Here is a 20374-nt window from a genome sequence, read left to right on the forward strand (position 1 = left end):
ATGTGGTGGGGTGTGGGGGCCGCGCTGGTGGCCAACCTGCTGTACAGCGTGGGGTTCGTGGTGGAGAAGCGGGCCCTGGGCAATCTGCCCGCGCTCTTCGCGGGCAAGCCGCTGCGCGTGATCCTCGTCCTGCTCACCAGCCCGCTGTGGATCGTGGGCGCGCTGTCGCTGGCGGCCGGTTTCGCGGCCCAGCTGATCGTCTACCGGGCGCTGCCGATCGCGGCGGCGCAGGGCATCTTCGTCTCCGGCCTGGTGCTGCTGCTCCTGCTCTCCTCGGCCGTCCTGGGCGAGGAGTCGACCGGCCGGGAACGCTATGCGCTGGGCGGGGTCCTGGTGGCGCTGCTGATGGTCGTCGCCTCGGTGCGCGAGGGCGAGGACGTGGTGAGCGCCGGTGCCCCCTGGATGCTGGTGCTCCTGGTCTGCGTCCCGGCGCTGGCGGCGGGCGTCTGGCTCTACATCCGGGTGGAGAGCCGGTCGGCCAAGCGCCACCGGGTGCCGACCAGCGGCATCGGTTACGGGGTGGCGGTCGGGCTGCTGTACGGCGTCAGCTCGCTGGCCATCAAGGGCACCTCCAGCCGGCTGACCACCACCGACCTGGGGGAGGCGGCCCGTTCCCTGTTCGGCTCGCCCTACCCGTATCTGCTGCTCTTCACCGCCGTGGCCGGTCTCGTGATGTCGCAGACGGCGCTCCAGCGCTGCCGGGCCTCCCTCATCGTGCCTGTGTGCACCACGGTGACCTGCCTGTTCACCGCGGTCCTCGGGACCCTCGCCTTCGGGGAGTCGCTCCCCGACGACCCGCTGCTGCTGACCCTGCGGCTGGCCGGCACCGCGCTGGCGCTCACCGTCCTGCTGGCCATGCCGCGCCACGACCCGCCCGCCGAGGCGGCCCCGTCCTGACCACGGCCACGGCCCACGTTCCCCGTCCCGTCCCCACCACCGAGGGAGTCCCCATGAACCCCGACGACCCGCTGCTCGCCATCCTGGCCTGTCCCCTCGACAAGGGCCCGCTGTCCCTCCTGGCCGACGAGGAGGCGCTCTACAACCCCCGGCTGCGCCTGAGTTACCCGATCCTGGACGGCATCCCGCAGCTGCTGCCCTCCTCGGGCCGCAAGGTGGACGCCGATGTCCACGAGAGATACGTAGCGCACCTGAAGGCCTCGGCCACGTGACCACGTTCGCCGCGGCGGTGGCGTCCCGGCTGCCCACCGGCCTGGTCGCCTCCGCCGCCGTCGCCCTCTACCCGCGCTTCGAACCGGAGCTGCGCCGGCTCGCCGACTTCTGCCCGCCCGGCCGTACCGCCGTGGACATCGGCGGCTGGTACGGCCCCTGGTCGCGCCGCCTGGCCCGCCGCTGCACCGAGGTCGTCACCGTGGAGCCCGTACCGCACCTGGCCGACCATCTGCGCCGTACGCTGCCGCCGAACGCGCGGGTGGTCCAGGGGGCGGCGACGGACCGGGTCGGCTCCACGGTCCAGCTCTGGTTCCCCGAGGGCGACCACGGCGACCGCGGGGTCTCCTCGCTGGAGCGGCGTGACATCCACGCGCACTGCGTCGAGGTGGAGTCCCTCACCATCGACAGCCTGGACCTGCACGGTGTCGGCTTCGTGAAGATGGACGTCGACGGCGCGGAGGTGGCGGCGCTGCGGGGCGCGGCGGAGCTGCTGAAGCGGGACCGCCCGGCGCTGCTCGTCGAACTGGAGAGCCGGCTCGGCCCGATCGCCCCGGCGGTCGACCTGCTCACGGACCAGGGGTACGCGGGGTGGGTGCTGGCGGGTCGGCACTGGGTCCCGCTGGCCGGGTTCGACCTGCCGGCCCACCAGGCGAGGACGGAACACCTCGTCCACCAGGGGCTGCTGCGCCGGGCGTTCGTGCCGCAGCGCACCCGGTACATCAACTCGGTGCTGTTCCTTCCCGAGGGGCGGGTGCCGGGCTCATCGGCCGCCTGAGTGAATCCACCGGGGCGATCTGCGCTGACAGGGGAGGTTACGGGGCAGGTGGGAGAGGAGAGCCGGGCGGCCGCCCTTGTGGGGGCGGCCACCGGGCAGACCCGCCGAGAGCGCCACGTAAGACCTGGCCGACCCCGAGGAGTTCCGCCGTGATCGAGAGCGCAGACATCCGTGAGTGGCGTACGCGTGACGTCGTCGACCCCGACGGCCGCAGGATCGGGTCGCTGGAATCCGTCTACGTCGACACCGGGACGGACGCCCCGGCGTTCGCCACCGTGGTGGTGGGCCTGCCGACCCGCCACCGGCTGGTCTTCGTACCGCTGACGGGGGCCGTCGTCGGCCCGGACTATGTGAAGGTCGCCCATGACCGGGGCAAGGTGAAGGACGGCCCTTCGATCGGTACGGACGACGTCCTGCCCGCCGAGGACGAGCCGGCGCTCTTCGCCTACTTCGGCCTGCCGTACCTGCCCCCGGCCGACGGCGTACGGGTGCTGGCCCGCCGCTGACCTGATACCGCCATGCGGATAACGTATTCCGCATGACGGATGACTCGCAGAACCCAGGGATACGGGCCGCTCTACGGCACGCCGACGCACTGGGTCCGATCGACGCCTCGACGGACCGCTTCCTCCGTACCGTCGAGGCGCTCACGGAGGCCGACGCGGGCGGCCCGTCCCTGATCCCGCCGTGGACGCGCGGCCATGTGATCACCCATGTGGCACGGGCCGCCGACAGCCTCTGCCGACTGCTGACATGGGCCCGTACGGGGGTCGAGACCCCGCAGTACGCGAGCATGGACGCCCGCGCGGCGGAGATCGAGGGCGGCGCGGGCCGCCCCGTCGCGGCGCTGCTGGCCGACACCGCCGAGAGCGCCGCACGGTTCGACGAGGCCGTACGTTCCCTGTCGCCCGAGGCCTGGGAGCGTCCGGTCCGGATGCGTACCGGAGAACTGCGCACCGCCGCCGAGCTGGTGCCGACGCGGCTGCGGGAGCTCGAAGTCCACCACGCCGACCTGGCCGCCGGGTACACCTTCGACGACGTTCCGCCCGAGGCCGCCCGCTGGATCATCGACGACATCGTGGCGGCCCAGCGCCGCCGCTCCGGCGTACCGCCCCTGCGCATCGAGGCGACGGACACCGGTCTCACCCACGAGCTGGGCAGCGGCGGGCCGACGGTCGGCGGCCCGCAGGCCGATCTCCTCGGCTGGCTGACCGGGCGCACCGGCGGCTCCGGCCTGGCCTCGTCGGACGGCGGTACGGTGCCGACCGCGCCGTACTGGATCTGACCCGGCCCCCAAGCGACCGGATCAGGCCGCCTTCCGCAGGTCAACTAGGGTGTCGCCGTGAGAGTGCTGCTGGTCGAGGACGACGCCAACCTCCGGTTCGGGGTGGCTGCCGCGCTGCGGGCCGCCGGGCTCGCGGTCGACGAGGCCGTCGACCTGCCGCAGGCCGACGAGGCCCTGTTCGTCACGGCGTACGACTGCGCGGTCTTCGACCGGATGCTGCCGTCGGGGGACGCCGCCGTCTATGTGGAGGAGCTGCGGCGGGACGGGCGGGCCGTGCCGGTGCTGTTCCTCACCGCCCGGGACACCGTCGCCGACCGGGTGGAAGGGTTCGCGCGGGGCGGTGACGACTATCTGGTCAAGCCGTTCGCCGTGCCGGAGCTGGTCGCGCGGGTGCGCAGCCTGTGCCGACGCGCTCCGGCCGTCAGCCCACCGGTGCTGCGGGTCGGGGACGTGGAGATCGACACCGCGCGGCGCCAGGTGCGCCGGGCGGGCGTCCTGCTGACCTTCACCCGCCGGGAGTTCGCGGTCCTGGAGGTGCTGGCCACCCGCGCCGACCAGGCGGTGGGCCGGGCGGAGCTGATCGAGAGCTGCTGGGACGAGATGGCGGAGCCGCAGTCCAACGTGCTGGAGGTGCTGATCTCGCAGCTGCGGAGGAAGCTCGGCGGCCCGCCGCTCGTCCACACCGTGCGCGGCGTCGGCTACCGGCTGGCCGACGAGTCCGCCCGATGAGGTCCCCGCGCCGGCCGTTCCGCTCGTCCCGCGCGCTGACGCCGACCGCTCGCGTACGGAGACTGCGCCGGCGCATCACCGTGCTGTTCGCGCTGACCAGTGCGGCGAGTCTGGTCGCGATGGCCGTCCTGGCGGTGCGCAGCGACGGCGTACGCGGGCGCGAACAGCTGGACCGGACCATGAGCGCCGACACCAACTGGGCGCTGGGTCTGCTGGAGACGGACGAGGACGGGCGGCTGGACACCGAGGTGCTCCTCGACAACGCCGGGACCGCGTGCCCGCCGCTCTTCCTGCTCTCGGTACCGGCCGTCGCTCCCGGTGAGCTGGTCGTCGAACACGCCCCTCGTCGGCCCTGTCTCACCGTCTCCGCCGCCTCCGTACGCGAGGCCGCAGCCACCGCCGTACGGGCCGACGAACCCCGGTCCCGGGACGCGCGGACGGCGGACGGGGAGCCCGTGCGGATGTTCGCCCTGCCCTTCTACCCGCCGGACGCGGAGGAGGACGCCTCGCCGCAAGGGGTCCTCGTCACCGTGGCGGACGCCTCGGCGCAGCGGGCCGACCACCGGCGGCTGACCTGGGTGGTGACCGGCGGCTGCGCGCTGCTGGTCCTGCTGTCGGCCGGGGTCGGGCACCTGCTCTCGGGGCGGGCGGTCCGGCCGGCGCTGGAGGCGCTGGACCGGCAGGAGTCGTTCCTTGCCGACGCCGCGCACGATCTGCGCACCCCGGCGGCCTCGCTGCGGACGCTCGCCGAGACCGCGCTGCGCGGTGAGACGGACTCCACCGATGTGCACCGGCGCACGCTCCGGCTTGCGGAGGGCATGGGCACGCTGGTGGACGGGCTGCTCACCCGGGCGCGGCTGATGTCGGGGACGGCCGTGCTCGCGGTGGAGCCGCTGCGGCTGGACCAGTTGGTGGAGGCCGTCGTCGAGGACGCGGAAGTCGAGGGGCAGCGGGTGACGGTGCGGGCGGAGCGGGCCGTGGTGGTGGTCGCCGACCCCGATCTCGTACGCCGGGCAGTGGCCAATCTGGTCGGCAACGCGCTCGTCCACGGCCGCCTGCCCGGTGAGCCGGCCGAAGTGGAGGTCACCGTCGGCGGCGACGGGTCCACCACGACCGTCACGGTGGAGGACGCGGGGCCGGGGCTTCCGCCCGAGGTGGCGGGCGCGCTCTTCGACCGGTTCCGCAGCGGCTCGGGGTCGACCGGGCTCGGCCTGTCGATCGCCTCCTGGGTCGCCCACGCCCACGGCGGCAGCCTCGCGGCGGAGAGCGGGCGGCGCGGCGGGGCCCGGTTCGTGCTGCGCCTGCCGCCAGGGGGACCGTCCACCGAGGGCTGACCGTACGGCGCCTCATCAAAACCTCAGCATCGCCGAGGAATGCTTCGGGCCGGAACCACCCGACCCTCTTCAGGGAGCACTCCGTTGAACCGCGCCACCCTTGCCACCGCCACCGCTCTGGCCCTCCTCGGTGCCCTCTCCCTCACCGCCTGCACGGGCGGCGCGGTCCCGGACAGGGGCACGGCGAAGGCCCCGGACCCGGCGTCACGGCCCGACCTGAAACCGTTCTACGGCCAGCGGCTTCAGTGGGCGGACTGCGCGACGGACGGGTACGAGTGCGCGCGGCTGACGGTCCCCCTGGACTACGAGCACCCCGGGAACGGCCGGACGTTCGTGCTCCCGGTCGCCCGCGCCGCCGCGACCGGTCCGGCGAACCGGATCGGCTCCCTCGTCTACAACCCGGGTGGCCCGGGTGCGGGCGGGGTCAGCTCGCTCCAGGAGGGGATGGACGAGTCGTTCGGCGCGGCGGTGCGGGCCCGCTTCGACATCGTCAGCTTCGACCTGCGCGGGGTCGGGGGGAGCGTTCCGGCCCTCACCTGCGAACCGGCTGACGCGGAAGCGGAGGACGAGACGGAGGAGGACCCGGCGGAGGAGGAAGCTTCCGCCGGCGTGGCCCCCCTCTACCCCCGTACGGAAGCCGACCGTTCGGCCGCCGCGTCGGGCGCCCGCACCGCCGCCGAGGACTGCGAGAAGCACAGCGGCCCCATCCTCCGGCACGTCGGCACCGAGGACGCCGCCCGTGACCTGGACGTCCTGCGCGCGGCCCTCGGCGAACGTGAACTCACCTACCTGGGCTGGTCGTACGGGACGAGCCTGGGCACCTCGTACGCCGAGCAGTTCCCGCGCCGGGTCCGCGCCATGGTCCTGGACGGCGCGATCGACCCTTCGCTGGACTGGCGGCAGCGGGTGATCAGCCAGTCGGCCGGCTTCCGGCGGAGCGTGGACGACTACGCCGAGCGGTGCGCGGAGATCGCCGGGGAGAGCTGCCCGGGCCGGAGCCCCGAGGAGATACGGGCCCTGCTCGAACGCCTCTACCAGCGGGCGGAGCGCGAGCCGCTGCCGGTCGCGGAGGACAGTGCGTACGCGGAGTACGGCGGCATGGACGCGACCGCCGTCCTCGACGCGGTCTCCATGGCGATGTACACGCCGGAGGACCAGTGGGGGCCGCTGTCGGAGGCGCTGCGGGACGCGGACCAAGGGGATGCGACGAAGCTGGGCGCCCTGGACGACGAGGAAGCCGAGGAGGAGACCGAGGCCCCCGGCACCGCTGAGGAGGAGCAGGAGGGCGACACCCCCGAGCCCCCCGCCGACAACAGCGACGCCGCACTCACCGCCGTCAACTGCCTCGACATCCCGCACCCCCGCTCCTTGCGCCCGTACTGGGACGCCCTCGCCCCCGCCGACAAGGCCGCCGGGGTCTACGGCACCGCCGGGGTGACCGCCGAACTCACCTGCCGTGACTGGCCGTCCGGCGGGCGGCGCCCGCACCGGGTCGACGCGGACGGGGTGCCGCCGGTCCTGGTCGTGGGCACGACGGGCGACCCGTCGACGCCGTACGAGGAGTCGGTGAGCCTCGCGGAGCAGTTCCCCAAGGGGATGCTGCTGACGTACGAGGGGCTGGGCCACACCGCGTACGGGCGTGGCGACGCCTGCGTCACGGCGAAGGTCGACGCCTACCTGGTGAAGCTGGAGCGGATCCGCCCCGGGGCCACCTGCTGACCCGGCGACATGGAGGTTAGGTTACCCTAACTACCATGTCGGTCTCGGTGGTTTCCCCCGGTCGCGGGCGCGCGGAGACGCTCTCGGCGACCCCGCTCCGCTGGGCCGAGCCGTCGGTCGGCGGGCCCGTGGTGGAGGCGCCGTATCTGCTGACCACCGCCGTCCTCGACAGCCCCGCCCCCGCCGGCTCGTCCGCGAGCGGGGTGCACACCCACGACGACGCCCTCCTGGTCTGGCCGCACACCGGCACCACGACCCTGCACACCCGGAACACGGTGCGCCGCCTCGTACCCGGTCAGGCCGCCTGGATGCCGCCGGGCACCCCGCACGCCTCCCACCCCGACCCGGGGAGCGTGGCCTGCTACACCTATGTGACCCGGGCCGCGATCCCGCCGCGCTGGAACGCCCCGCGCTCCCTGCGGATGGGGCGCGCGCTCCAGGAGATGCTGCTCCACCTCGACGCCAACGCGATGCCCGACGACCGGCGGCTGCGGGCCCAGCGGCTCATCATCGAGATGCTGGAGGAGGACCCGCACGCGGCGATGGAGGTCCCCGTCCCCGAGGACCCGCGAATCCGGGCCATGGCCGAGGACATCATGCGGGACCCGGAGAGCGACCTCTCGCTGGAGGAGTGGGCGGCCCGGCACGCGCTGAGCGTGCGGACGATCACGCGGGCGTTCGCCCGGGACGTCGGGATGTCGTTCACCCGGTGGCGGTCGCTGGTCCGGATGTCCGCGGCGACGACCCTGCTCGCCCAGGGCCGCCCGGTCAATCTGGTCGCGCACCGCTGCGGCTACTCCACGACGAGCGCGTTCTCCGCGGCGTTCCGCCGGGTGACGGGGACCAGCCCGACGGCGTATCTGCGCGAGCAGTCGACGCTCGCCCCCGCCGGCCACTGATACCCCACCACGCGCCTCACGCGTGGCCGATTCGCGACGCACCCTGGCCCGTACGCGACCCTCCTCGGCCTCCGGCCCTTCTAGCGTTCAGCGAGGCAAGGGTTACCCAAGCCACTCCGTGCGCTGTCCCGATCCGAGGAGAAACGTGTCCCCATCCATTCCGGCCCGACGCCGAACGGGCCCGCTGGCCCGAGTCCTGGCGCTCGCCGTCGGTGCCGTACTCGTCCTGGGAGGCTGCGGCAGCGGTGAGTCCGCGAAGACAACCACCGAGGCCAAGGCCGACGGCGCGTCCAGCAGCTTCCCCGTGGACATCGAGCACGCCCACGGCACCACCACCATCAAGCAGAAGCCGAAGCGCATCGTCACGCTCAGCTGGATGTCGCTGGACGTCGTCGCCGCGCTCGGCACCGTGCCGGTCGGCGTGGACGAGCAGTGGGGCGGCGACAAGGACGGGTACACCCCCTGGTTCCGCACCCAGGTCGAGAAGCTCGGCGGGCCCCTGCCCGAGACGCTGAAGTACGGTGACGCGGGCGAGATCGACTTCGAGCAGATCCTCTCCCTCGAACCGGACCTCATCATCGGCCTGTACTCCGGCATCTCGGACGTCGACTACAAGCGCCTCGCCGAGATCGCCCCCACGCTCCCCTATCTGAAGAAGCCCTGGGACGGCGGGACCTGGCAGGAGATGACCCGCACCATCGGCAAGGCCATGGGCGAGGAGAAGAAGGCCGAGAGCCTGGTCAAGGACGTCGGCGGGCAGCTGGCGGCGGTCGCCGTGGACCACCCGGAGTTCAAGGACAAGACGTTCACCTACGCGGTCGCCCTCACCCCCGGGTCGACGGAGGTCGGCCTCTATCTCGACTACGACGCCCGGGTGCGGCTCCTGACGGAGATCGGCTTCAAGAACACCCCGTCGATGAGCACGATCGCCGCCACGGCGAAGGGCACCAACTGGTACGGCGGCGTCAGCCTGGAGAAGCTGGACACGGTCGAGGCCGATGTGGTCGTGGCCTGGGCGAACGCCCCCGCCGAGGTCACGTACTCGCTCAAGGACCCGCTCTTCTCCCGCTGGAAGCCGATCGCGGGCAAGCACTACGCCTTCGTCCAGGACCCGCAGCTGGCCATGGCGACGAGCGGACCGACCGTGCTCTCCATCCCGTGGGGTCTCGAACGCTATGTGCCGATGCTCGCCGACGCCGTCGCGGGCAAGGGCAGCACCGGCGCGGGCTCCTGATCCGCCACGCCCGTCAGGGAAGACGATGACCACCACCACCGCATCACCCCCGGCACCGGGGCAGGCCGTGCCGGACCCGCGTGACAGCGCGGGTCCGGTCCGCCGGCGCCACCGGCACCGCCCGCTGATCCTGCTCGGGGCGCTCGCCCTGCTCTGCGTGACGGCCGTCCTCAGCGTGATGGTCGGCGCCCGGCCCATCGCACCGGGGACCGTTTGGGACGCGCTGCTGCACTTCGACAACTCCGACGAGCATGTGATGGTCCGCGAACTGCGGGTGCCGCGCACGGTGATCGGGCTCGTCACCGGTACGGCGCTGGGCCTGAGCGGGGCGCTGATCCAGGCGTTCACCCGTAACCCCCTGGCCGATCCCGGCATCCTCGGTGTCAACGCGGGCGCCAGCCTGGCGGTGACGTTCGCCGTCGCCGTGCTCGGGTTCACCGCGGCGAGCCAGTTCATCTGGTTCGCGCTGGCGGGCGCCTTCGGGCTCACCGTGCTCGTCTACACCCTGGGGTCGATCGGCGCGGACCGGGGCACGCCGGTGAAACTCACCCTGGCCGGTGTCGCGTTCACCGCCGTCTGCGGCGGCTTCACCTCCGCCATGGTGCTGAAGTCCACCGCCACCTTCGACGTGATGCGGTTCTGGGGCGTCGGCTCCATCGGCGGCCGTTCGCTGGACATCCTCCCGATCGCGCTGCCGCTCATCGGCTCCGGTCTCGTGCTGGGGCTGCTCAGCGCGGGCTCCCTCAACGTCCTCGCCCTCGGCGACGACCTCGCCCGATCACTGGGCACGCGGCTGGCGTTCACCCGGGTCGTCCTGATCCTCGCCGTCACCCTACTGGCCGGGACAGCGGTCGCCGTCGCCGGGCCGATCTCGTTCGTGGGGCTGATGGTGCCGCACATCGTGCGCTGGTTCGTGGGGCCCGACCAGCGGTGGATCCTGCCCGTCACGGTCGTCGCCGCCCCCGCGTTCCTGCTCGCCGCCGACATCGTCGGCCGGATCGTGCTGCCCTCCGGGGAGCTGCGGGTCGGCCTGGTCACCGCGCTCGTCGGCGCGCCCGTCCTCATCGCGCTGGTCCGGCGCCGGAAGGTGAGCACCCTGTGACCGCCCAACCCCTCGCCGGAAGAACTGACTTCAAGCAGGGCACGTGGGCGCTGCGCCGGGGCGGGGTGTCGCTGCGCCTGGAGCGGCGGTCCGTCCTCGTCTGCGGTGTCCTGGTCCTGGTCGTGGCCGCCCTCGGCGTGCTCACCCTCGCCACCGGCTCCATCCAGCTCACCCCGGTCCAGGTGCTCTCCGCGCTCCTCGACCCGGACGCGGAGCCCCGTACCCGGCTGGTCGTCGTCACCTGGCGGCTGCCCAGGCTGCTGTTCGCGGTGGTCTGCGGAGCGGCCCTCGCCGTCAGCGGGGCGCTCTTCCAGTCCCTGACGAAGAACCCGCTGGGCTCCCCCGACGTGATCGGCTTCACCTCCGGTTCGTACGCGGGCGCCAGCGTGGTCATGCTGGTGCTCGGCACCGTCAACTACCTTGCGGTCGCAGCGGGTTCGCTGATCGGCGGGGCCCTGACCGCGCTCCTGGTGTACGTGCTCGCCTACCGGGGCGGTGTGCGCCCCTTCCGGCTGATCATCGTCGGTATCGCCGTCGGCGCGTTCCTCTCCTCCATCAGCTCCATGCTGCTGCTCGCCGTCAGCCCGGAGAAGGCGATGCTGGTCGCCACCTGGGGCGCCGGCTCCCTCAGCGGGCTCGGCTTCGAACAACTTCGGGTGACGACAGCCGTGTTCGCCGTTCTGCTGATCTGCTCGGTCGGGGTGGTGCGGCCCCTGGTCCACCTGGAGATGGGCGACGACACCGCCCTGGCGCTCGGGGTGAACGCCCAGCGCGCCCGGCTCACCGCCACGGTCACCGGGGTCGCGCTCACCGCGCTGGTGACGGCGGCCGTCGGGCCGATCGCGTTCATCGCCCTCGCCGCACCGCAGATCGCCCAGCGGCTGACCCGGAGCTCCACGACCCTGCGGATCGCCCCGGCGGCCCTCACCGGCGCGGCGGTCCTGGTCGCGGCCGATTTCATCGCCCAGCGGGTGGACCTGCCCGTGGGTGTCGTCACGGTGTGCGTCGGCGGGGCCTATCTGGCCTGGCTGCTGGCGCGCCAGTACAAGGGGGGCCGACGATGACCCACGCCGGACCGACAGGAGAAGGCTCCGTAGCGGCTCTCTTCCGGGTGGCGCTGCTGCGGGACGGGCGGGGCCTGCGGATCAGCCTCACCACCGTGGCGTTCATGGTCCACCAGCTGTGCGAGGCGCTGGTGCCCGTCCTCATCGGCGTCGTCATCGACCGGGCGATGGCCCCGGCGGACCGGGAGGCCCTGGTCTGGTGGCTCGCCGCGCTCGGCGGGGTCTTCGTCGTGCTGTCGCTGTCGTACCAGCGCGCGTCGTCGTCGATGGTCACGGTGTACGGCTACGGGGAGCACGAGCTGCGCCAGCGCGCGATGACCCGGCTGCTGGACCCGCTGTCGCTGCGCCGCCGCCCCGGTTCCGGCGAGGCGCTCTCACTGGTCTCCTCCGACACGTACCGGGTGGCGGGGGTCTCGTGGAGCGTCGTCCAGCAGGCGTCCACGCTCACCGCGATCCTCACGGCGTCCGTCGCCCTGCTGCTGATCTCCGTACCGCTGGGCGTGGGCGTCATCGCCGGGACCGTCCTCATGCTGGTCGTCATGCGGCGGGTCTCGATGCCGCTGGAGGCGCGGGGGCTGGCCGAGCAGGGGTCGGCGGCGCGGGCCAGTGAGGTGGCCACCGATCTGATCACCGGGATACGGGTGGTGGCCGGGATGAACGCCCGGGCGGAAGCCGCCCGCCGCTACCGGACCGCGAGCGACACCTCGCGGCGCGGTGCCGTCGCCGCCGCGCGGTCGGTGCTGGCGTACAGCGGTCTCAGTCTGCTGCTGTCGGGGGTGTTCCTCGCGGCGCTGGCGACGGCGTCCGGCTGTCTGGCGCTGGACGGGCACATCACCATCGGCCAGCTGGTCACGGTGCTGGGGCTCGCCCAGTTCCTCCAAGGCGCCCTCGCCCACGTAGGCACCTTCGCCTCGAACTGGATCCACAAGCGGGCCTCCGCCCGCCGCCTCGGCGAACTGATCGGCGAACCGCCCCTGATAGAGCCGCTGTCCACCGACACCGCTCCCGAGCCCGGGTCATCTCTCCTCCGCTGGCACCCGCCCGGCCACGGCGAGCCTCTCGACCTGCACCCCGGCACCCTCGTCGGCGTCGTCCCCCACCACCCCGCCCACGCCCGGAACCTCAGCGACCGGCTCGGCTACCGGGTCCCCCTGCCCCGCGGCGAACTCCTGATCGGCGGGGTGGACGCGGTCGACCTGGGACCGGACCGGGTGCGTGCCCGAATCCTCGCCCCGCCCCACCACGGCGCCGTCTTCTCCGGCACCCTGCACGCCAACCTGGTCCCCCGGGGCGGCGCGGTGGACCCGGCCGTCACCGCGGCGGCCATGGTCGACGACGTACGCGAACAGGTCGGCGGCGACCTGGCCGAGGTCGGCGAGCACGGCCGCCGGCTCTCCGGCGGTCAGCGGCAACGCCTGCTGCTGGCACGGGCGTTGCACGCCGACGCGGACCTCGTCGTCCTCGACGAACCCGCCACCGCCGTCGACCCGGTGACGGAACAGCGCATCGCCGAGGGACTGCGCTCCCTGCCCTCCACCGTCCTCCTCATCACCGCCAGCCCGATCCTGCTCTCCGCCTGCGACCGGGTGGTCGAACTCCGGGCGGCGGACGACGACAGCCACGACCCGAACGGACTCCCCCGGTGACACCCGAGCAGACCACTCCGCCCGGCACCACCCTCCCCGTCGCCGACGCCCGCCGGACCCGCGCGGAGATCCTCCGCCGCCTCCGTACGCACCGCCGCCGGCTCGGGGCGGCACTCCTCACCCTGCTCGGCGGTGCGGCGGCCACGCTCGCCACTCCGCCGGTGCTCGGCGGGATCGTGGACGCCGTCGCCGACGGGGCCGGGCGGGGCCGGGTCCTGGCCCTCGGCCTCGCGCTGGTGGCCGCGACCGCCGTCGGGGCCGTCCTCGCCTACGCGGGCGGCCGGATGCTGGTGGCGCTGGTGCAGGAGGTGCTGGCGGGGCTGCGCGAGGACGTCTTCAAGACGGCGGTCCACCTTCCCGTCAACACCCTGGAGAGCAGTGGCAGTTCCGATGTCGTCTCGCGGGTCACCCGCGATGTGGAGGCGGTCTCGGAAGCGGCGTCCGACGTGCTCCCCGAGGTGACGAACGCGGGCTTCACCATCGGCCTGAGCCTGGTGGGACTCGCCGTCCTGGATGTCCGCCTCGCACTCGCCGGGCTCGTCTGCCTGCCCGTCCACGTCTACGCCACCCGGCAGTTCCTCCGCCGCTCGCACCGCGTGTACGGGGACATCCGGAGGCTGGAGTCGGCGCGCGGGCAGTCGGTGATCGAGGCGGTACGGGGAGCCGGGTCCATCGTCGCGTACGGCACCCAGGACCAGCACCTCGGCGACCTGGCCGAGCGCAGCGTCCGGGCGATCGAGAGGCAGCGGGACGGGGTGAAGCTGCGCAACCGGTTCACGGGGCTGCTCAACGCGGCGGAGTTCCTCGGTCTCGCCGCCGTCCTGGTCACCGGCTTCCGGCTCTTCGGCGCGGGGGCCGTCACCCTCGGCGCCGCCACCGCCGCCGCCCTCTACTTCCACCGGCTCTTCGGCCCGGTCGGGGCGCTCCTGGGCAGCCTGGACGATATCCAGCGGGCCACGGTGGGGCTGTCGCGCCTGGTCGGGGTCACCGATCTGGGGGACCACCACCCCGTACGCCCGGAAAGCGAGGCGCAGGGGGCCGGGCGCCCGGACATCGACGTCAAGGGCGTCTCGTACGCGTACGACGGCACGCGCCCCGCCCTGCGCGAGGTCTCGCTGCACGTCCCGGCGGGCACCAGCCTCGCGCTCGTCGGTGCCAGCGGCTCGGGCAAGTCCACCCTGGCCCGGCTCGTCGCGGGCATCGGCACCCCGGACCGGGGCAGCGTCACCGTGGGAAGCGCCCAGGGCCCCGACGCCCCGGCCCGCTACCTCGTCACCCAGGAGGTCCACCTGTTCGGGGGCACCCTGGCCGACAACCTGAGGCTCGCCCGGCCCGACGCCACCGACGACCAGCTCCGCCACGCCCTGCGCGAGGCCGGGGCCGACTGGGCGCTGGAGCTGGACGACGGCCTCGGCACCGTCCTCGGCCCGGGCGGCACCCCCCTCGACGACGGGTCCGTCCAGCACCTGGCGCTGGCCCGGGTCCTGCTGGCCGACCCGCCCGTCGTCGTCCTGGACGAGGCCACCGCCGAATCGGGCCCACGGACCCGCGCCCTCCTCCAGGGCGCCCTGGCCCGGGTCACCTCGGGCCGGACCACCGTGGTCGTCGCACACCGGCTGGAGCAGGCGCGCCTGGCCGACCGGGTCCTGGTGCTGCGGGGCGGCGAGGTGGCGGAGCAGGGCACGCACGGTGAGCTGCTGGCGGCCGGGGGCGCGTACGCGGCGCTCTGGGCGGCCTACCAGCGCGCCGGGAGGGGCAGCGGCGGCGGACCGGTCAGCCCGTGACGATCCCGGTGACGAGGTTGATGGTGGTGGCGAGGATGCTGGCGCCGAAGACGTACGACAGCAGGCAGTGCCGGAGGGTGACCGCGCGGATCTCGGTGGTCGAGACGTTGGTGTCGGAAACCTGGTAGGTCATGCCGAGGTTGTAGCTGAAGTAGAGGAAGTCGACGTACTTCGGGCTGTCCCGGGAGTTGAAGTCGATGCCGCCCTCGGTGGGCAGGTAGTAGAGGTACGCGTACCGGGTGGCGTACATCAGGTGGAGCGAGGCCCAGGCGGTGAAGACGCCGCCCAGGGCGATGGCCGCGGCGGCGTGGCTGAGGTCGGAGTCGCTGGTCAGGAGCAGCACCACGATGCCGACGAGCCCGCAGAGGGCGGCCGCGACGACGACCAGCTCTTCGAGGACGGGCCGGAACTCCTCACGGCGCACGTTGTGGTGGGTGGTGGCCGCGTCCATGGGCCAGAGCGCGATCCACCCGGCCACGACGAAGATGGTCTCGGCGGCGGCGATCCCGGCGAGGATGCCCAGCGGAGCGTGGGTCAGCAGACCGGTGACCACCCCGGCGACGACCCCGAGCACCCCGGCGACGAGGAGCCGGGGGACGGCGGAGAGCGCGGTGCGGTGGTGCAGGGGGCTCAAGCGGGATCACCTCGGCGGCTCGGTGAATCGGCGGTTCCGGGATCGGGGATCGGTGAATCGGTGATCGGGGTATCGGTGATCGGGGTATCGGGCGGTTCGGCTCCCGTACGGCTTACGACCGCCATCCCACTCCCCCGGCCCATCCTCCGCACCCCGCCGCAGGCCGAGTGGCGTACGGGAAGGGCCCTGCATAGCCTGCCAAAGAGCCCTGTTTCGTCCCTTTATGCCCGAAAAAGAGGTCGCAGACCGTATGTGGCCGGGTCGGAAGGTCGAGAGCCGTGAGCACCAACCACCACGAGCAGGACCGCCCGGAGCACCACGCCGAGCAGGACCCGCCGGAGCACGGCGTCGGCCCCGTCCCCGAGGGCGATCCGCGGTTCCGCCCCTACCACCACCCGGCGGCCGGCTGGGGCGCGGCGGAGAGCGTGACCCGGTTCCTGGCGCGCGAGCGCTCCCCGGTGGACGGCCCGAGGGCCATTCTGAAGATGAACCACGAGGACGGCGGCTTCGACTGCCCCGGGTGCGCCTGGCCGGACGACCTCAAGGGCCTGCACCTGGACATCTGCGAGAACGGGATCAAGCACGTCACCTGGGAGATGACCCGCAAGCGGGTCGGGCGGGAGTTCTTCGCCGCGCACTCGGTGACCGAGCTGTCCGGGTGGAGCGACTACGACCTGGAGAACCAGGGCCGGCTCACCGAGCCGATGGTCTACGACCCCGCCTCGGACCACTACGTACCGATCAGCTGGAAGGACGCCTTCGAGGTCGTCGGTGCCGCGCTGCGGGGCCTGGACGATCCGAACCAGGCGGCCTTCTACACCTCCGGCCGGCTCGGCAACGAGGCCACGTTCCTCTACCAGCTGATGGCCCGCGAACTGGGCACGAACAACCTGCCGGACTGCTCCAATATGTGCCACGAGGCCAGCGGCCGGGCGCTGACGGCGTCCCTCGGTACGGGAAAGGGGACGGTCGACCTCAAGGACTGGGAGAGCGCCGACGCGCTGTTCATCCTGGGGGTCAACGCGGCCTCCAACGCGCCCCGGATGCTCACGGCCCTCTCCGAGGCCCACCGGCGGGGCGCCCAGATCGTGCACATCAACCCGCTCGTCGAAGCGGCCGCCACCCGCACCATCGTCCCGCACGACTTCAAGGACATGGCGCTCTTCAAGCCGACGCCGACCAGCACGCTCAACCTCCAGCCGCGCATCGGCGGGGACATGGCACTGCTGCGGGGCATGGCGAAGGCGGTCCTGGAGCAGTCGGCGTCCGATCCGAAGGCGCTGGACCAGGAGTTCATCGACCGGTACACGACGGGGTTCGCGGAGTACCGGGCGCTGTGCGAGGCCACGCCGTGGGAGGAGATCGAGACCCAGTCGGGGCTGAGCCGCGCCGACATCCTCCAGGCGGCCCGGGTGTACGGCGAGGCGGACCGCTCCATCGTCAGCTGGTGCCTGGGCCTCACCCAGCACGAGCACGGCGTCGACACCGTACGGGAGATCGTCAACCTGCTGCTGCTCCGCGGCAACCTCGGCCGGGAGGGCGCGGGCCCCTCCCCCGTACGCGGACACAGCAACGTCCAGGGAAACAGGACCTGCGGGATCGACCACCGCCCCACCGACGCCTTCCTGGACCGCCTCGCCGACGCCTGCGGAATCGACCCGCCCCGCGCACACGGCCTGGACACCGTGGGCACGATCGAGGCGATGCGGCGCGGCGAGGTCAAGGTGTTCGTGGCGATGGGCGGCAACTTCGCCATGGCGGCGCCCGACACCCCGGCCACCTTCGAGGCGCTGCGCTCCTGCGACCTCACCGTCCAGGTGAGTACGAAACTCAACCGGAGCCACCTCGTCCACGGCGCCGGGGCCCTGATCCTGCCGTGTCTCGGCCGGACCGAGAAGGACCACCAGCGCAAGGGCGTGCAGTCCACCTCGGTCGAGGACTCGATGAGCATGGTCCACCTCTCGATCGGCATGAAGCGCCCGGCGTCGCCGCGCCTGCTCTCGGAGCCGGCCATCGTCGCCGGGATGGCCCGCGCCGCCCTGCCCGGCAGCGCGACGCCCTGGCACTGGTACATCGAGGACTACGACCGCATCCGCGACACCATGGCCAAGGCCCTGGACGGTTTCGAGGACTTCAACCGGCGGGTGCGCCTGCCGCTGGGCTTCCGCATCCGGCAGCCCGCCCGTGAGCTGGTCTTCCTGACCCCGTCCGGGCGCGCCGAGTTCTCCACCGCCGCGCTGCCCGATGTCGTGCCCGCCGCCGGAACGCTGGCGCTGGGCACCATGCGCTCGCACGACCAGTGGAACACCACGATCTACTCGGACAACGACCGTTACCGGGGCATCAAGAACCTGCGCACGCTCGTCTTCATGAACCGGGCCGACATGCGTGAACGCGGGATCACCGACCTCGGCCCGGTCGACATCACGAGCACGGCGAAGGACGGCAGCCGACGCCACCTCAACGGCTATCTGGCGATCCCGTACGACATCCCGCGCGGCTGCGCGGCCGGGTACATGCCGGAGATGAACGTGCTGTGCGCGCTCGGCGACTACAGCACCCAGAGCGACCAGCCGATCATGAAGCACGTCAAGGTGACGATCGCGCCCGCCGCCTGAGCGGTACATTCGCGGCCATCAGGGGCACAACACACCAGGCCGGGCAGGGTTTCTGAGGAATCCTCATTTACTGGCCGGTAGAGATCTATGCGATGCAGGTCACACACCTCTACGGTCGGGGCAGCGCTCCGGGTCCCGCCGATGTCGGTGAGCCGCCGACCGGGCTCCGGGGTCCCGCACGTCTCCCGCCCCAGGAGGTCCGATGCCCCCATCCCCCAGCCGCTCCCCCCGCAAGCTCTCCGCCCTCGTACTCGCCGCCGCTCTGGGAGCCGCGGCTCTCGGCGCCCCCTCCCCCGCGTCGGCTGCACCGGCCGCCGACGACGGGGAGTACCTCGTCGGGCGCGGCATCGCCGATGTCACGGGCGAGGCCGCCGAGACCGGGATGATGGGCTACTCCAGCTTCGACCAGAAGACGTCCGGCATCCACCAGCGCCAGCGGTCGCGCGCGTACGTCGTGGTCGACCGGGCGACCGGGAAGCGCGTGGTCTACGTCAACGCCGACCTCGCGATGATCTTCCAGTCGGTGCAGCAGGGCGTGATCGCCCGGCTCAAGGAGCGGTACGGCAGCCTGTACGGCGACGAGAACGTGCTGCTCTCCGCCACCCACACCCACTCGGGCCCCGGCGGCTACTCGCACCACGTGGCGTACAACCTCTCCGTGCTCGGCTTCCAGAACGGCACCTACCGGGCGATCGTCGACGGCATCGCCGAGTCCGTCGCCAAGGCCCACGACGACCTGAAGCCCGGCACCATCAGCCTGGGCACCGGCACCCTCACCAATGCCAGCGTCAACCGCTCCCGCGAGGCCTTCGACCGCAATCCGGCGGCCGACCGGGCGGCCTTCCCCGGTGGGATCGACCCGGCGATGACCGTGCTGCGGTTCCGGCAGGGCGACAAGGACGCGGGCGCGATCAGCTGGTTCGCCACCCACAACACCTCGATCACCAACACGAACACGCTCATCAGCCCCGACAACAAGGGCTATGCCGCCTACGCGTGGGAGCACGACCACGAGGGTGTGCGCTATCTCGACAACACCCCTGGTTTCGTCGCCGCGTTCCCCAACACCAACGCGGGGGACATGTCCCCGAACCTCAATCTGAAGCCCGGATCGGGGCCCACGGAGGACGAGTTCGAGAACGCCCGCATCATCGGTGAACGCCAGCTGGACAAGGCCCGCGAGGTCTACGCCGGTGCGCGGCCGGTGACCGGCGGCGTCGACTCCCGCCTCACCTACGTGGACATGGAGAACGTCACCGTACGCGGCGAGTACACGACCGACGGCAAGGAGCAGCGCACCTGTCCCGCCGTCGTGGGCGCCTCGACGCTCGCGGGCAGTGTGGAGGACGGCCCGGCGATCCCCGGCTTCGAGGAGGGGACGCGCACCCCGGTCGCGTCCATCATCGACGCGCTGCGGATCGACACCCCGTCCTGGCTGGCGACCTGCCAGTACCCCAAGGCGAGCCTGATCCCGACGGGGCTGCTGAGCAACGTCCACCCGGTGACCCCGAAGATCCTCCCGCTCCAGATCATGAAGCTCGGGGAGCTGTACCTGGTGGCGGGCCCGGGTGAGTTCACGATCACGGCCGGGCTCCGGGTCCGCCGGACCGTGGCGCAGGAGCTGGGGGTGCCGCTGGAGCGGGTGCTGCTCCAGGGGTACGCCAACGCCTACAGCCAGTACGTGACGACGCCGGAGGAGTACGACACGCAGAACTACGAGGGCGGCTCCACGCTCTACGGCCGCAACACGCTCCCCGCCTACCAGCAGGAGTACGCACGGGTCGCGGCCTCGCTGCGCCAGGGCACCGCGATCGGCCGGGGCACGGCACCGCCGGACGAGTCGGCCCGGCAGTTCACGTTCCAGACGGGCGTGGTGTACGACAACCCGCCGCTCGGCAAGTCCTTCGGCTCGGTCCTGACCGCTCCGGCCTCCTCGTACGCACGCGGCTCCACGGCGACCGTCGAGTTCGCCACCGGACACCCGAAGAACAACGTGCGCCGGGGCGGGACCTTCCTGGAGGTCCAGCGGCTGGAGGCAGGTAAGTGGGTGCGGGTGCTGGACGACGGCGACTGGCGCACCACGTACCGCTGGACCCGGCTCAACGGTCTGACCGGTACGTCGAAGGCCACGGTCACCTGGGACATCGGGCCCGACACCGCTCCTGGCACGTACCGGATCGTGCACCACGGGGACGCGAAGAACCTGCTGGGGAAGATCACACCGTTCACGGGCACGTCCCCGACGTTCTCCGTGACGGGGTGAGCGGGTCCACCTGAGGTCACGGACCGTGGTGCGGGCGGCACGGAAGCGCCGCCCGCACCACGGCTCCGACCGGCCGGAACCCGGGCCCGCCATGGGTTTCCGTACCCGAGATGCCGCG

At 72.6% G+C, this 20374-nt stretch carries 17 protein-coding genes; 16 read left to right on the top strand and 1 reads right to left on the bottom strand.

All coding sequences use genetic code 11. From position 1 onward, the window contains the following. The 14 genes from GTY67_RS02175 (at position 1) to GTY67_RS02240 (ending at position 14741) form a co-directional block, all read left to right on the top strand. Positions 1-897, top strand: coding sequence for a hypothetical protein (locus GTY67_RS02175; RefSeq protein WP_161277580.1), 897 nt, complete (start codon positions 1-3; stop codon positions 895-897). Between the two features lie 53 nt (positions 898-950). Then, the gene (locus GTY67_RS02180; RefSeq protein ID WP_161277581.1) at positions 951-1169 is read left to right on the top strand and encodes a Trm112 family protein; all 219 of its coding nucleotides are present in this window, start codon (positions 951-953) and stop codon (positions 1167-1169) included. Further along, positions 1166-1945: an FkbM family methyltransferase gene (locus GTY67_RS02185; RefSeq protein WP_093693708.1), complete on the top strand. Its 780-nt coding sequence runs from the start codon at positions 1166-1168 to the stop codon at positions 1943-1945. The genes GTY67_RS02180 and GTY67_RS02185 overlap by 4 nt, the downstream gene beginning before the upstream one ends. Before the next feature lie 149 nt (positions 1946-2094). Next, positions 2095-2451 carry a PRC-barrel domain-containing protein gene (locus tag GTY67_RS02190; protein WP_093693709.1) on the top strand — a complete coding sequence of 119 codons (357 nt, stop codon included), beginning with the start codon at positions 2095-2097 and terminating at the stop codon, positions 2449-2451. Positions 2452-2483: 32 nt separating this feature from the next. After that, positions 2484-3230: a maleylpyruvate isomerase family mycothiol-dependent enzyme gene (locus GTY67_RS02195; protein WP_161277582.1), complete on the top strand. Its 747-nt coding sequence runs from the start codon at positions 2484-2486 to the stop codon at positions 3228-3230. Positions 3231-3293: 63 nt separating this feature from the next. Further along, positions 3294-3959 (top strand): response regulator transcription factor, encoded by a 666-nt coding sequence (locus GTY67_RS02200; protein WP_161279935.1) that lies wholly within the window; start codon positions 3294-3296, stop codon positions 3957-3959. Next, positions 3956-5293 (top strand): HAMP domain-containing sensor histidine kinase, encoded by a 1338-nt coding sequence (locus tag GTY67_RS02205; RefSeq protein WP_161277583.1) that lies wholly within the window; start codon positions 3956-3958, stop codon positions 5291-5293. Before GTY67_RS02200 ends, GTY67_RS02205 begins: the two co-directional genes overlap by 4 nt. Before the next feature lie 84 nt (positions 5294-5377). Continuing rightward, a complete protein-coding gene (locus GTY67_RS02210) occupies positions 5378-7012 on the top strand; it encodes an alpha/beta hydrolase (RefSeq protein ID WP_237502541.1) in 1635 nt (544 codons plus the stop codon). 35 nt (positions 7013-7047) lie between these two features. After that, positions 7048-7911 carry an AraC family transcriptional regulator gene (locus GTY67_RS02215; protein ID WP_161277584.1) on the top strand — a complete coding sequence of 288 codons (864 nt, stop codon included), beginning with the start codon at positions 7048-7050 and terminating at the stop codon, positions 7909-7911. A 145-nt stretch (positions 7912-8056) separates the two neighbouring features. Beyond that, a complete protein-coding gene (locus GTY67_RS02220; RefSeq protein ID WP_161277585.1) occupies positions 8057-9145 on the top strand; it encodes an iron-siderophore ABC transporter substrate-binding protein in 1089 nt (362 codons plus the stop codon). A gap of 25 nt (positions 9146-9170) precedes the next feature. Further along, on the top strand, positions 9171-10247 hold the full coding sequence (locus GTY67_RS02225) for an iron chelate uptake ABC transporter family permease subunit (protein WP_161277586.1): 1077 nt from the start codon (positions 9171-9173) through the stop codon (positions 10245-10247). Continuing rightward, positions 10244-11311: an iron chelate uptake ABC transporter family permease subunit gene (locus GTY67_RS02230; protein WP_161277587.1), complete on the top strand. Its 1068-nt coding sequence runs from the start codon at positions 10244-10246 to the stop codon at positions 11309-11311. The genes GTY67_RS02225 and GTY67_RS02230 overlap by 4 nt, the downstream gene beginning before the upstream one ends. Further along, the gene (locus tag GTY67_RS02235; RefSeq protein WP_161277588.1) at positions 11308-12957 is read left to right on the top strand and encodes an ABC transporter ATP-binding protein; all 1650 of its coding nucleotides are present in this window, start codon (positions 11308-11310) and stop codon (positions 12955-12957) included. The genes GTY67_RS02230 and GTY67_RS02235 overlap by 4 nt, the downstream gene beginning before the upstream one ends. Continuing rightward, positions 12954-14741 carry an ABC transporter ATP-binding protein gene (locus tag GTY67_RS02240; protein ID WP_161277589.1) on the top strand — a complete coding sequence of 596 codons (1788 nt, stop codon included), beginning with the start codon at positions 12954-12956 and terminating at the stop codon, positions 14739-14741. The genes GTY67_RS02235 and GTY67_RS02240 overlap by 4 nt, the downstream gene beginning before the upstream one ends. Here GTY67_RS02240 and GTY67_RS02245 read toward each other — a convergent pair. Beyond that, on the bottom strand, positions 14731-15375 hold the full coding sequence (locus tag GTY67_RS02245; RefSeq protein ID WP_093693719.1) for a DUF1345 domain-containing protein: 645 nt from the start codon (positions 15373-15375) through the stop codon (positions 14731-14733). The genes GTY67_RS02240 and GTY67_RS02245 overlap by 11 nt on opposite strands. A gap of 278 nt (positions 15376-15653) precedes the next feature. Between GTY67_RS02245 and GTY67_RS02250 the strand changes: the two genes are divergently transcribed. Then, positions 15654-17993, top strand: coding sequence for an FdhF/YdeP family oxidoreductase (locus GTY67_RS02250; protein WP_161277590.1), 2340 nt, complete (start codon positions 15654-15656; stop codon positions 17991-17993). Positions 17994-18195: 202 nt separating this feature from the next. Continuing rightward, on the top strand, positions 18196-20256 hold the full coding sequence (locus tag GTY67_RS02255) for a neutral/alkaline ceramidase (RefSeq protein WP_093693720.1): 2061 nt from the start codon (positions 18196-18198) through the stop codon (positions 20254-20256). The last annotated feature ends 118 nt before the right edge of the window (positions 20257-20374 follow it).

This window comes from Streptomyces sp. SID8374, from assembly GCF_009865135.1.
Lineage (GTDB): Bacteria > Actinomycetota > Actinomycetes > Streptomycetales > Streptomycetaceae > Streptomyces.

Bases quoted from the DNA above. Each gene is read 5' to 3' on its own strand.
- GTY67_RS02180 (WP_161277581.1), top strand. From the start codon at position 951: ATGAACCCCGACGACCCGCTGCTCGCCATCCTGGCCTGTCCCCTCGAC.
- GTY67_RS02195 (WP_161277582.1), top strand. From the start codon at position 2,484: ATGACGGATGACTCGCAGAACCCAGGGATACGGGCCGCTCTACGGCAC.
- GTY67_RS02225 (WP_161277586.1), top strand. From the start codon at position 9,171: ATGACCACCACCACCGCATCACCCCCGGCACCGGGGCAGGCCGTGCCG.
- GTY67_RS02215 (WP_161277584.1), top strand. From the start codon at position 7,048: ATGTCGGTCTCGGTGGTTTCCCCCGGTCGCGGGCGCGCGGAGACGCTC.
- GTY67_RS02235 (WP_161277588.1), top strand. From the start codon at position 11,308: ATGACCCACGCCGGACCGACAGGAGAAGGCTCCGTAGCGGCTCTCTTC.
- GTY67_RS02175 (WP_161277580.1), top strand. From the start codon at position 1: ATGTGGTGGGGTGTGGGGGCCGCGCTGGTGGCCAACCTGCTGTACAGC.
- GTY67_RS02205 (WP_161277583.1), top strand. From the start codon at position 3,956: ATGAGGTCCCCGCGCCGGCCGTTCCGCTCGTCCCGCGCGCTGACGCCG.
- GTY67_RS02255 (WP_093693720.1), top strand. From the start codon at position 18,196: ATGCCCCCATCCCCCAGCCGCTCCCCCCGCAAGCTCTCCGCCCTCGTA.